At 61.2% G+C, this 12,698-nt stretch carries 11 protein-coding genes; 3 read left to right on the top strand and 8 right to left on the bottom strand.

Annotated elements, in window-relative coordinates:
* Positions 1-60 precede the first annotated feature (60 nt).
* A complete protein-coding gene (locus tag ACTJKS_RS10485; protein WP_108184003.1) occupies positions 61-1,839 on the top strand; it encodes an acyl-CoA dehydrogenase C-terminal domain-containing protein in 1,779 nt (592 codons plus the stop codon).
* A 227-nt stretch (positions 1,840-2,066) separates the two neighbouring features.
* Here ACTJKS_RS10485 and ACTJKS_RS10480 read toward each other — a convergent pair whose 3' ends face one another.
* A complete protein-coding gene (locus ACTJKS_RS10480) occupies positions 2,067-2,996 on the bottom strand; it encodes a LysR family transcriptional regulator (protein WP_108184002.1) in 930 nt (309 codons plus the stop codon).
* Positions 2,997-3,165: 169 nt separating this feature from the next.
* Between ACTJKS_RS10480 and ACTJKS_RS10475 the strand changes: the two genes are divergently transcribed.
* Together ACTJKS_RS10475 and ACTJKS_RS10470 are read left to right on the top strand one after the other, a co-directional pair.
* Positions 3,166-4,449 (top strand): aspartate aminotransferase family protein, encoded by a 1,284-nt coding sequence (locus ACTJKS_RS10475; RefSeq protein ID WP_108184001.1) that lies wholly within the window; start codon positions 3,166-3,168, stop codon positions 4,447-4,449.
* 196 nt (positions 4,450-4,645) lie between these two features.
* On the top strand, positions 4,646-4,804 hold the full coding sequence (locus ACTJKS_RS10470) for a YqaE/Pmp3 family membrane protein (protein ID WP_003228885.1): 159 nt from the start codon (positions 4,646-4,648) through the stop codon (positions 4,802-4,804).
* Between the two features lie 148 nt (positions 4,805-4,952).
* Here ACTJKS_RS10470 and ACTJKS_RS10465 read toward each other — a convergent pair whose 3' ends face one another.
* The 7 genes from ACTJKS_RS10465 to pqqF all read right to left on the bottom strand — a co-directional run bounded on the left by ACTJKS_RS10465 (position 4,953) and on the right by pqqF (position 12,663).
* Positions 4,953-6,764, bottom strand: a complete 1,812-nt coding sequence (locus ACTJKS_RS10465; RefSeq protein WP_108184000.1) for a S9 family peptidase — start codon at positions 6,762-6,764, stop codon at positions 4,953-4,955.
* Positions 6,730-7,890: a pyrroloquinoline quinone biosynthesis protein PqqE gene (gene pqqE / locus ACTJKS_RS10460; RefSeq protein WP_108183999.1), complete on the bottom strand. Its 1,161-nt coding sequence runs from the start codon at positions 7,888-7,890 to the stop codon at positions 6,730-6,732. The genes ACTJKS_RS10465 and pqqE overlap by 35 nt, the downstream gene beginning before the upstream one ends.
* The gene (gene pqqD, locus ACTJKS_RS10455) at positions 7,862-8,137 is read right to left on the bottom strand and encodes a pyrroloquinoline quinone biosynthesis peptide chaperone PqqD (protein ID WP_108183998.1); all 276 of its coding nucleotides are present in this window, start codon (positions 8,135-8,137) and stop codon (positions 7,862-7,864) included. Before pqqD ends, pqqE begins: the two co-directional genes overlap by 29 nt.
* On the bottom strand, positions 8,134-8,886 hold the full coding sequence (gene pqqC / locus ACTJKS_RS10450; protein ID WP_108183997.1) for a pyrroloquinoline-quinone synthase PqqC: 753 nt from the start codon (positions 8,884-8,886) through the stop codon (positions 8,134-8,136). Before pqqC ends, pqqD begins: the two co-directional genes overlap by 4 nt.
* 135 nt (positions 8,887-9,021) lie before the next feature.
* The gene (gene pqqB, locus ACTJKS_RS10445; protein ID WP_041070011.1) at positions 9,022-9,933 is read right to left on the bottom strand and encodes a pyrroloquinoline quinone biosynthesis protein PqqB; all 912 of its coding nucleotides are present in this window, start codon (positions 9,931-9,933) and stop codon (positions 9,022-9,024) included.
* An 81-nt stretch (positions 9,934-10,014) separates the two neighbouring features.
* On the bottom strand, positions 10,015-10,089 hold the full coding sequence (gene pqqA, locus ACTJKS_RS10440) for a pyrroloquinoline quinone precursor peptide PqqA (protein WP_003422658.1): 75 nt from the start codon (positions 10,087-10,089) through the stop codon (positions 10,015-10,017).
* A 156-nt stretch (positions 10,090-10,245) separates the two neighbouring features.
* The gene (gene pqqF / locus ACTJKS_RS10435; RefSeq protein WP_262948172.1) at positions 10,246-12,663 is read right to left on the bottom strand and encodes a pyrroloquinoline quinone biosynthesis protein PqqF; all 2,418 of its coding nucleotides are present in this window, start codon (positions 12,661-12,663) and stop codon (positions 10,246-10,248) included.
* Between the last annotated feature and the right edge of the window lie 35 nt (positions 12,664-12,698).

Below are 12,698 nucleotides of genomic sequence, written 5' to 3'. Positions count from 1 at the left end.
CTCGGCCTCAACGAAAACACTCTTCCACGAATCACCTGTTTAGATCTTGCGAGGTTTGCCATGGCTGACTACAAAGCGCCGCTGCGCGATATGCGCTTCGTCCTCAATGAAGTATTCGAAGTCGCCAAACTCTGGGCCGAACTGCCGGCCTTGGCCGAGACTGTCGATGCAGAAACCGTAGAAGCCATTCTCGAAGAAGCCGGTAAGGTCACCAGCAAAAGCATCGCCCCCCTGAGCCGCGCAGCCGACGAAGAAGGCTGCCACTGGAAGGACGGTGCCGTCAGCACCCCGGCCGGTTTCCCACAGGCCTATCAGACTTACGCTGAAGGCGGCTGGGTCGGTGTCGGTGGCGATCCGGCCTACGGCGGCATGGGCATGCCCAAGGCTGTTTCGGCTCAAGTAGAAGAGATGGTCAACTCCGCCAGCCTGTCGTTCGGTCTGTACCCGATGCTGACCGCCGGTGCCTGCCTGTCGATCAACGCCCACGCCAGCGAAGAGCTGAAGGCCGCCTACCTGCCGAACATGTACGCCGGCATCTGGGCCGGTTCCATGTGCCTGACCGAGCCGCACGCCGGCACCGACCTGGGCATCATCCGCACCAAGGCCGAACCGCAGGCCGACGGTTCCTACAAGGTCAGCGGCACCAAGATCTTCATCACCGGCGGAGAGCACGACCTGACCGAGAACATCATCCACCTGGTGCTGGCGAAATTGCCGGACGCCCCGGCTGGCCCGAAAGGCATCTCGCTGTTCCTGGTGCCGAAGTTCATGGTCAATGCCGATGGCAGCCTGGGCGCGCGCAACCCGGCCAACTGCGGTTCGATCGAACACAAGATGGGCATCCAGGCGTCCGCGACCTGCGTGATGAACTTCGACGAAGCCGTGGGTTATCTGGTCGGCGAGCCGAACAAGGGCCTGGCAGCGATGTTCACCATGATGAACTACGAACGTCTGGGCGTCGGCATTCAAGGCCTGGCCAGCGGCGAGCGCTCCTATCAGAACGCCGTCGAATACGCGCGCGATCGTCTGCAGAGCCGTTCGCCGACCGGCGCGCAGAACAAGGACAAGGTTGCCGACCCGATCATCGTCCACCCTGACGTGCGTCGCATGCTGCTGACCATGAAAGCCTCGAACGAGGGCGGTCGCGCCTTCTCCACTTACGTGGCGATGCAACTCGACACCGCCAAATTCAGCGAAGACGCCACCACCCGCAAGCGCGCAGAAGATCTGGTCGCGTTGCTGACGCCGGTGGCCAAGGCATTCCTCACTGACCTGGGCCTGGAAACCACCGTCCACGGCCAGCAGATTTTCGGCGGCCACGGTTACATCCGCGAGTGGGGTCAGGAGCAACTGGTGCGTGACGTGCGCATCACCCAGATCTACGAAGGCACCAACGGCATTCAGGCCCTGGACCTGGTCGGGCGCAAGATCGTCGGCAGTGGCGGCGCGTTCTACAAGCTGTTCGCTGACGAGATCCGCCACTTCACCGCAACCGCCAGCGCTGACCTCAGCGAATTCACCAAGCCATTGAACGATGCCGTCAGCACCCTCGACGAGCTGACAGCGTGGCTGCTGGATCGGGCGAAAACCAATCCGAACGAAATCGGCGCGGCCTCGGTCGAATATCTGCAAGCGTTCGGCTACACCGCTTATGCCTACATGTGGGCATTGATGGCGAAAGCCGCGCTGGGCAAAGAAGCGCAGGACGATTTCTATGCCAGCAAACTGGGCACTGCGCGCTTCTATTTCGCTCGTCTGCTGCCGCGTATCCACTCGTTGAGCGCATCGGTGAAGGCGGGCAGCGAGTCGCTGTTCTTGCTGAACGCTGAACAGTTCTGATGATGTAACGTCATGTAAGCATTCTCTTACATGACGTGCTGCTGTTCTCCCATAGGCGTAGATTGGATCCACAGCTAATCTACAACTCATGGACGTCGCGCAGGAAGCGCAAAGCAACAACACGGACACGTAGGATTCTGCCAGGGTGGCGGAGTGAAATGGATGTCAGGGAAACAGTCTGCAAAGCCCCGCTTCGGCGGGGTTTTCTTTTGCCTGAAGAAAAGTTCTCAGGGCAGCGGATCCAGTGGCAGCGCGGCTTTCAGCGGTTTGTGTTCACGCTGAATCACCTCTTCCAGCAACGTGCGCAGCAATGCCAAAGACGCCTGCTGGCGCTGCACATCGCGACACACCAGGCCAACCTGCAGGGGCACCCGTGGCTCGCTCAGCGGTTTCCACAGCAGATCCTGATCGTCGTATTCCCTCTGTGAGCGCCCGGGCAGCACCGTCGCCAGTTTGGTGTGCGGCAAACTGTCGAGAATCCCCAGCATATTGTTCAGCTCGGCCTGCACTTGCGGGCGTCGCCCCAGGCTGGTCAGTTGCGCCTGCCAGATCTGCCGGATCTGAAACTCTTCGCCCAGCAGCAACATCGGCAATTCCGCCGCCTGACGCATCGAAACCTTTTTGAATTCACGCAGCGGATGATCCGCCGGGATCACCAGCGTCAGCTCATCTTCATACAGCATTACGCCATGCAGACCGGGTTGCCGCGGTGGCAGGTAGCTGATGCCGATATCCAGCGAGCCGTTGAGCAAACGGCGCTCGATCTCCAGCCCCGTCAGTTCATAAATCTGCACCACAAGATGCGGCTGCGCCTTACGCACCCGTTCGAGCATTTGCGGCACGAGACTGGTGTGCACGGTTTGCAGTACGCCGATCGCCAGCGTGCGCAAGGCCTGCCCCTTGAAGTTCCCCAGCGCTTCCCGCGCCCGCTGCAAACCGTCGAGCAGTGGCAGGGCGTGGTTGTACAGCGTATGCGCGGCGAGGGTCGGCAGCAGGCGTTTGCTGCTACGTTCGAACAGGGTGACGTCGAGGTTCTGCTCGAGCTGGCGGATCTGTTGCGAGAGCGCCGGTTGCGAGATCGACAGACGCTCAGCGGCCCGGCCCACATGGCCTTCTTCGTAGACCGCGACGAAATAACGCAGTTGTTTGAAATCCATAAGTAATGCTTATCGAAAATGCTGGTAAATCGAAATGGCTCGAAGCCCGCTGTGAGCCTAGTCTAACCGCAATCACAAGGCTTACAGGGCCAGAAAGCGCGATGAATAGCGTTTGCTTCGACAGTGTTTGCATAGGCAGTTCAAAAAACCTCAAACGAGGTTTCTTTCAATGAATCTGTTCAGTTTGCGGCGCCAGGCGCCGAGTCTTGATGACCTCGCGTTCGAGCCCAATCCCGCCGGGGCAGGCGACAGTCCGAATGCCGAGCGCTTGATGCCCAGCGTCGAGCGCCCGCTGCAGGTGTTCGTTCGTGGTCAGGGTTCCTGGCTGTGGGACAGTCATGATCGCGCCTACCTCGACTTCTCCCAGGCCGGCGGTGCCAACAGTCTGGGGCACAGCCCCTCGGCGCTGGTCAAAGCGATTGCCAGTCAGGCCCAGGCGCTGATCAATCCCGGTTTCAATCTGCACAATCGCGGCATGCTCAACCTTGCCGAACGTTTGTGTGCCAGCACTTCCAGCGACCAGGCTTACTTGCTCAACAGTGGCAGCGAGGCCTGTGAAGCGGCAATCAAACTGGCGCGCAAGTGGGGCCAACTGCATCGTGGCGGCGCGTCGCGGATCATTGTTGCCAGACAAGGTTGTCACGGCCGTAGTCTGGCGACGATTTCCGCGTCAGACAGTTGCAACCTGCACAACCGCTTCGCTCCGCTGCTGCCAGGTTTCGATCTGGTGCCGTTCAACGACTTGCCGGCGCTGCACGCGGCTGTCGATGCGCAAACCGTGGCGATCATGCTCGAGCCGATTCAGAGCGATGCCGGGGTGATTCCGGCCACTGAGCATTACCTCAAAGGCGTTGAGCGGCTGTGCCGCGAACTGGGCATTCTGCTGATCCTCGACGAAGTGCAGACCGGTATCGGCCGCTGCGGCAGTTTGCTCGCCGAGCAATCCTACGGTGTGCGCGCCGATATTGTCGTACTCGGCAAGGGCCTGGGTGGTGGTGTGCCGCTGGCAGCGCTGCTGGCCCGAGGCAAAGCCTGCTGCTTTGATGCGGGTGAACTGGGCGGCACTCATCACGGCAATGCACTGATGACCGCGGCCGGTCTGGTGGTGCTCGACAGCGTGCAGGACCGGGCATTTCTCGAACAGGTCAAAGACCACGGTCAGCACTTGCGCGAGGGACTTGCGCGCCTGGCGCACCGTTACGGCCATGGCGAACTGCGTGGTCAAGGCCTGTTCTGGGGGCTGAGCCTGTCAGAGGATTGCGCCGATGCCGTAGTCAGTGCCGCCCTGCACGAAGGCCTGCTGCTCAACGCGCCGCAAGCCGATTGCCTGCGTTTCACCCCGGCACTCACCGTCAGCAAGGCCAACATCGACGAAATGCTCCTGCGCCTGGCCCGCGCTTTCTCGCGGGTGCGCACCGCGCAACTGCAATGCCGCAAAGGGATTGCCGTCTGAACTGAAGTTTCCTGCCCGATTTCAAGAACCGTCTCGCGGTATAACGCACGCCTCACGCCTGATTCTTTTGGCGTGGGGCGTTTTTTTATGCCCGATAGTGGCGATCAAATGGCGTTTGCACTGAACCCTGACGAACGGCGCAGGTCGATTAGCTTGTATGGCTCATGTGAGCCAACCCCCATTCAGGAGCTGACCCATGGACTTCATTCGTATCATCATCGCCATTCTGTTGCCGCCACTGGGTGTGTTTCTGCAGGTCGGGTTCGGCGGGGCGTTCTGGCTGAACATCCTGTTGACGCTGTGTGGTTATATCCCGGGGATCGTGCATGCGGTGTACATCATCGCCAAGCGCTGAGTTCAGCGGCGCGCGATAGATTGCTATCGCGGGCAAGCCCGCTCCCACAGTGTTTTCGGTAGGTCACACATTTTGTGTACACCAAAGAACCTGTGGGAGCGGGCTTGCCCGCGATGGGGGCGGCGCCATTTTGAAAGAAGTGCGATATTCAGTCCGCCAACTCCATCACTCGTCGATAAAACCTCCACTCCTGCTCCAGTGCATGCGCCTGATTCACCGCCCGGCGAAAACCATGGCGCTCTTCTGCGTAATAATGCGCCTCGACCGGGATGCCATTGCGTTCCAGCGCCGTGACCATGTCGCGGGTCTGTTGCGGCACCACCACGGCATCCAGTTCACCCTGAAAGAAAATCACCGGCACCCGGATGTTATTCGCGTGCAGCAATGGCGTGCGTGCGGCGTAGCGCTCGGCGTCCTGTTGGGGATCGCCGATCAGCCAGTCGAGATAATCGCCTTCGAACTTGTGGGTCGCGCGGGCCAGTGCTACCGGGTCGCTGACGCCGTAGAGGCTGGCGCCGGCGCGGAACACCTGGTGAAACGCCAGCGCACACAACGTGGTGTAACCCCCGGCGCTGCCGCCGCGGATAAACGCGCGCTCGCCGTCGATCAGACCTTGTCTGGCCAGATACGCCACCACCGCGCAGGCGTCCTCGACGTCCACCTCGCCCCAGCTCAGATGCAACGCTTGACGGTATTCGCGGCCATAACCGCTACTGCCGCGGTAGTTGAGGTCGGCGACAGCAAAGCCGCGTTGCGTCCAGTACTGGATGCGCGGGTCGAGCATCGGGTAGCAGGCCGAGGTCGGGCCACCGTGGATGAACACCACCAGCGGTGGCTGTGCTTCGTCGTTCATTGCCGGATAAAAGAACCCATGAGCCTCACCGCTGCCGCTCGGGTAGCGCAAGGTCTGTGGACGACTGATGCGCTCCGCCGGCAGTGGCGCAATACCACCGGCCAGCACGTTCACTTCGCGGCTGGAACGATCAATGGCAATCACCGCCGAGGGGCTGATTGGCGAGGCGGCGATGCAATAGATGAGTTGCTGATCCAGCGCCAGGTGCCGGAAACGACTGTAGTCGCCGGTGAAGTCGTCGCCGTCGAGCGCCAGGCGACCAAAACCGCCCTCGGTCAAGCTCGCCAGAAACGAATCGCCCACCGGCAACCAGGTGCAGCCACCCATTTGCCAAGGGGCGGGCGCATGATCGGCCTCGGCGCAAGGCAGTCGCTGCAAACCGTCAGACGTTTCGCCCCACGGCTGCCAGAAGCCGCCGCGATCGGTCAGGCAGTACAGGCGATTTTCAGTGTCGAATCGCGGTTGCTGGATCGACTCTTCACGCACGATGCCAGCCACGCATACCGGGGGCGCAAATGCGTCGTCGGTCAGACGCTCAGTCACCATCAAGCGAGTTGAAGTCCACGGCTGATGCGGTCGGCTCCACTCGATCCACGCCAAACGTCGGCCATTCGGGCTGATGGTGGGCGCGGCATAGAAATCCGCGCCTTCAGCCAGCAAATGCCGGGTACCGTCAGCCAGATCAATGGCGACGAGTCGATGCTGATCTTGTTGCTCCTCAACCGCCAGAACCTGCCCGCATGCAAAATGCAGATCACCATAACGACACTCGCCTGACGTCAGCGCTTCAGGCGTACCCTGCAACGTCTGCCGATACAACTGCTGATCCGCCTCATTGACGAAAACCACCCCGTCCGGCGTCAGACAAAACGCGCCACCGCCATATTCGTACACCCGGCTGCGCACGCTGAAGCCATTCGGCGTCAGACATATCGCCACGCCGTCGCGCCAGTGCCAGATCCGGCACGCGGCGTCTTCGGGGCGATATTCATTCCAGAATAAACCGTTGGCACCGAGTTGCAGTTCGGCGAAGTCCATTCCGGCGGCGACGGCCTGGGTGGCGCTGAAAGGCTCAGCCCTTGGCGATGAGGCGTGAGTTTCGTTCATTACGGAAGGCCAGTTGTTCGATGGTCTGGGTGGCGGTCTCGGCTTCTTCGCGGGCCTTGAGAATCACGCCGTGATGTTCGGACTTGCTGCACACCGGATCGGCGTTACTCGCGTCCCCCGTGAGCATGAACGCCTGACAGCGGCAGCCGCCGAAGTCCTGTTCCTTCTCGTCGCAGGAGCGGCACGGCTCGGGCATCCAGTCATAGCCGCGAAAGCGGTTGAAGCCGAACGAGTCGTACCAGATGTGCTGCATGCTGTGGTCGCGCACATTGGGAAATTGCACCGGCAGCTGTCGGGCGCCATGACAGGGCAGGGCGGTGCCGTCCGGGGTAACCGTCAGAAAGATGCTGCCCCAGCCGTTCATGCAGGCTTTCGGGCGTTCTTCGTAGTAATCCGGGGTGACGAAAATCAACTTGCAGGGATGCCCTTCGGCTTCCAGTTTGGCGCGGTATTCGTTGGTGATGCGTTCGGCGCGCACCAACTGTTCCTTGGTCGGCAGCAGGCCGACACGGTTGAGCTGCGCCCAGCCGTAGAACTGGCAGGTGGCAAGCTCGACGAAGTCCGCTTCGAGCGCGATGCACAGCTCGATAATGCGGTCGATCTTGTCGATGTTGTGCCGATGGGTGACGAAGTTCAGCACCATCGGATAGCCGTGGGCCTTCACCGCGCGAGCCATTTCCAGCTTCTGCGCGAAAGCCTTTTTCGAGCCGGCGAGCAGGTTGTTCACTTGCTCGTCGCTGGCCTGGAAACTGATCTGGATGTGATCGAGGCCGGCCTTCTTGAAGTCACTGATCTTCTGTTCGGTCAGGCCGATGCCCGAGGTAATCAGGTTGGTGTAGAAACCCAGCTGCCGCGCTTCACGGATCAGTTCGGCGAGGTCCTGACGCACCAGCGGTTCGCCACCGGAAAAGCCCAGCTGTGCCGCGCCCATCTCCCGCGCTTCGCGGAACACCTTGATCCACTGCTCGGTGCTCAGCTCTTTGCCCTGCTCGGCGAAATCCAGCGGATTGGAGCAGTACGGGCATTGCAGCGGGCAGCGGTAGGTCAGCTCGGCGAGCAGCCACAGCGGCAGGCCGACCTCGGGCCTGGACGGCACATCAGTCAAGGGTGATCCAGTGTTGCGCACGGGCAACCTCCATGAATTGCTCGATGTCGTCACCGAGTTCGGGCACGTCGGGGAACTGCTCATCGAGTTTGGCGATGATCGCCGCGACATCGCGCTCACCGTCGATCAAACCGCCGATCAGCGCGGCGCTGTCGTTGAGCTTGATCATGCCCTCGGGGTAGAGCAGCACGTGGCCTTTTTGCGCCGGTTCGTACTGGAAGCGGTAGCCGGGACGCCAGGTCGGGATCTTGCTGCGATCGAAACTCATAAGGTGATTCCTTTGTGCCAGACCCGTTGTTCGGTGACGCTGTGGTACGGCGGGCGGTTAAGTTCGTAAGCCATGCTCATGGCATCGAGCATGCTCCAAAGAATGTCCAGTTTGAACTGGAGAATTTCCAGCATGCGCTCCTGACCCTCGCGGGTCTTGTAATGCTCAAGCGTGATCGCCAGACCATGCTCGACATCGCGCCGCGCCTGACCGAGGCGGGTGCGGAAATATTCGTAACCGGCCGGGTCGATCCACGGGTAATGCTGCGGCCAGCTGTCGAGGCGCGACTGGTGGATCTGCGGCGCGAACAGCTCGGTCAACGAGCTGCTGGCGGCTTCCTGCCAACTGGCGCGGCGGGCGAAGTTGACGTAGGCATCGACAGCGAAACGTACGCCGGGCAGCACCAGCTCCTGGGAGCGCAACTGATCCGGATCGAGGCCGACCGCTTGCCCGAGACGCAGCCAGGCTTCAATCCCGCCGTCTTCACCGGGGGCGCCGTCGTGGTCGAGCAGGCGTTGAATCCACTCGCGACGGATCTCGCGATCCGGGCAATTGGCGAGGATCGCCGCGTCTTTCAGGGGGATGTTCACCTGATAGTAAAAGCGGTTGGCGACCCAGCCCTGAATCTGCTCGCGGGTGGCGCGGCCTTCGTACATCGCCACGTGATACGGGTGGTAGATGTGGTAGTAGGCGCCTTTGGCGCGCAGGGCGGCTTCGAATTCGGTGAGGGACAGCGGGGTGTCGGTCATTGCGGTTCTCCGGGGAACAACCGTTAAAATCTTGGGTGTCTGGTCGGACGTCATCGCTGGCAAGCCAGCTCCCACAGTTTTTGTGAACGCCACAGAACCCTGTGGGAGCTGGCTTGCCAGCGATGGGGCCATCCGCTACAGCACAATACTCATGCCATCGAACGCCACTTCAACATTACGCCGCGCCAGCTCCGCGCGCTCCGGCGAATCCTCATCGAGAATCGGGTTGGTGTTGTTGATGTGGATAAGCACTTTGCGTTGCTCAGGCAACTGCTCCAGCACTTCGAGCATGCCGCCGGGGCCGTTCTGCGCCAAGTGGCCCATTTCACGACCGGTGCGGGTGCCGACGCCACGGCGCTGCATTTCATCGTCATCCCACAGCGTGCCGTCCACCAGCAGGCAGTCGCTGCCGGCCATGATTTCCAGCAGCGGCGCGTCGACCTTGCCCAGGCCCGGTGCATAGAACAGTTTGCCGCCGGTGTTGAGGTCTTCGACGATCAGCCCGATGTTGTCGCCCGGGTGCGGGTCGAAACGGTGCGGCGAATACGGCGGGGCGGCGCTGCGCAACGGCAGCGGCGTGAAGCGCAGGTTCGGGCAGGCAGCGACGGTGAAGCTCTGGTCGAGTTCGATGCGGTTCCAGTTCAACCCGCCGTTCCAGTGGGTGAGCATCTTGAACAGCGGGAAACCGGTGCTCAAATCCTCGTGAACCATGTCTGTGCACCAGACCTGATGCGGGCAGCCTTCGCGCAGGCTGAGCAGGCCGGTGGTGTGGTCGATCTGGCTGTCCATCAGGATGATCGCGCTGATGCCGGTGTCGCGCAGGGCTCGGCCCGGTTGCATCGGGGCGAAGCTCTGCAGCTGCGCGCGGATGTCCGGCGAAGCGTTGCACAGCACCCAGTTCACGCCGTCATCGGAAATCGCGATGGACGACTGGGTGCGGGCCTTGGCATTCAGGCTGCCGTCGCGAAAGCCTGCGCAATTGACGCAGTTGCAGTTCCACTGCGGAAATCCGCCACCGGCGGCCGAACCCAGAATCTGGACGAACATGAACGCTCCCATCTTTCAACGCTGAAAATAAAACGCCTCGGCGGGCCGAGGCGTTGCACTGCAAGTCTGCGTAGGCAGAACTCAGCGGCTGGCGAAGTACATGGTGACTTCGAAGCCGATACGCAGGTCGGTGTAAGCCGGTTTTGTCCAGGACATGGGTGTCTCCTTCAGGGTGGGTGGGATAGCGCTGTCCATAGTTATAGTCCACGGCAGCGCAGGGATGTTCCAAATAGTTAGGCTGCTATGTTACTCAAAATTTCAACGGTATTGCCCGTGAATCTTTGAGAAAGCTCCTTGCAGCCTTGGTAATGATCATTTTGTCGCTCGCCACGGTGCGCCGGGTGACGATTCGCTGGCCAGGCAGCGCCAGCCGCCCTCGGCGTTGAGCAAGCGCTGCGCTGCCGCCAGCAATGCCGAGCGTTGCAGTTGACCAATGGCCGTGTGCAGTTGTGCCAGATAATCCGACGAGTGGCCCGCGAGTCTGGCCTGCCACAACAATTCGGCGGCGTCTTTGCCGGACAGCTGACGCTCATCGAACTGATCGGCGAGTGACTGGCGTTTCTGGGTGAAATGCACGTCGTCGAGGTTTTCGATCAGCGCAGGAATGTCTTTGAGGAACTGCTGGATATGGCCGAGCAGCTCAACGGGCGCAGTCTCTGGCGACTGCACACCGAACAGCAATCCACTCTGACCATGCACCTGCCGCAAGGCACTGAACACCGCGTAGCCCAATTGCAATTCGACGCGCAGGCGCTGATAGAACGGGGTCTGGCACAGCTGCGCGAGCAGTTGCCAGGCGGCTTCGTCAGCGATTTCGTGGCCTGCGGTCGGGCAGAACAGCAGCAGCGCATGCTCGCTGGAGGCGGTGTCGATGTGGCTCCACAAATGTTGCGTAGTGATCGTCGGCACTGTCGGCAGTTGATTGTCCGGTGTGCCGGGGATGCGGCTCAGGGCCAGACCCATGGCCGATTGAGTTTGTGCGTTGAGACCAAGCGCCAGTCCGTCCCAGCGCGACGTTGTCCACACCTGTTTGGCGTCGTTCGACTCGACGGCCGATGGCAGGCAATGTTCAGGCAACGCCTTGAGCAACTGACGGATTGGTATCAACGGCGCTTCCGGTCCTGCGTTGGCTGAATCGGCGTCAATTTGCGTCAAACATTTCAGCGCATGTTCCAGGACACCGGGCATCGGCTCCTGCAGGCCCGTCAGTTTCAGCAGCCACTGAGTGCCGGTGGCACTGAACGCGATTTCGACGCCGGCCTGCCGTGCATCTTCCTGAGTTTCCTGCAGACTGCGTTGCAGCTTGCCTTGCAGATCGACGCCAGCCTGCGCTGCGGTTTGCCAACGCAAGTAGATCGCGCCGTGATCAGTGTGGTCCGGCAGCGCCTGACTGAACTGCATCGGTGAACGCTCACGCCGCCCGCGCGAGCGATCCTGAGCGAAAGTGCGCAATCCACGATGGGCGCTGGTCTGGCCGCGGATCAGCCCGGCGTTGGCCAGCGGTTGGCTGGAACCGAGGAATGGGTTGGCGGCAGGCCGATGCCAGTGCGCGCTGAAGTTATCCACAACACCGATGTCGCGCAGGATGTGTTTGAGTGCGGCCACGCCGTTTTCCGACAAGCCGCGTTCAAGCTGTTCGCTGTCGCGGCGCGCCAGTTGCAGTGCGCCACTGACTTGCTGCTGGCGTTCCAGCAATTTGGCGTATTCCTCGCGTAGCGCTGCCCAATCCTGTTGCGCGGCGAAGAAGCTCAACCAGTCCAGCAGCTGTTCACGAATGGCGCTGAGGGATTCGGCGGGGGCGGTGAATTGCAGGTGCAGCAACGCTTGCCCGGCGAACTGATACAGCGGCACCGCTTTCAAACCGTCCGCGAGGCGTTGTTGCTGCAAATGGGCGAGCAAACCGCCGGGCTTGGCGCTGCTCAGCCAATGGCAGAGAAACACCAGCGCTTCGGCGGACGAGTCGGGCAGCGCTTCGAAAGCGAACAACAGATGGCTGCTCCGCTCGCCGACCTGTTGATAACTGTTCACCGCCAAGGGCACGGTCGCTGCCTGTTCGAGCTTATCCCCAACCGGCAGCGCGGCGGCAAACTGCTGCGCCAGTATGCGTAACGCCTCAATGCTCTGCGGTCCGACCAGGCTCAGCGTCATTTGCCCGCTGCGATAAAACTGCTGATGGAAATCCTTCAGCGCCTGTTGAAACGCTGGTAACTCAACTTTCAGGCTGTCGCGATTCCCCGCATGAAATCCGCGCAGCGGATGTGTTGCCGGCAAACCGTCGTATAACGCCAGTTCCTGCTGAGCTATGGGATCTTGCGACCACGCGACAAATTCCGCGTCCAGTACTTCCCGTTCGCGCAATTGATCGTCCGGATTCATACGCGGCTGGGCGAGCATGTCTGACAGACGCTCAAGCCCGGCACTGAAGGCCGAGGTCGGCAGTTCGAAGAAGAAGTCGGTGGTGCGTTCACGGGTGCTGGCGTTCACTTGGCCACCGTGACTTTGCACATAGGCCATCAGCGCCTGACTCGCAGGAAATCGCTCGGTACCGAGAAACAGCAAATGCTCGAGAAAATGCGCCAGTCCCGGCCACTCCAGCGGCACGTCATGACTACCGGCGGCCACCCGCAATGCAGCGGCACTGCGCTTCAAACCGGGCACCTGACGCAGGGTCACGCGCAAGCCGTTGGCCAGGGTTTCAGTGTGGGGGCGGGTGTGAGTCGGCGCAGGCATGGGCACTTCCAGAACAGTGAAGTGCCCATGCTAGC

The sequence above is a fragment of the Pseudomonas sp. 22189 genome, assembly GCF_052045635.1.
Lineage (GTDB): Bacteria > Pseudomonadota > Gammaproteobacteria > Pseudomonadales > Pseudomonadaceae > Aquipseudomonas > Aquipseudomonas parakoreensis.
The sequence above is the reverse complement of the archived record's forward strand: the minus strand, read 5'-3'. Positions and strand labels throughout refer to the sequence as shown.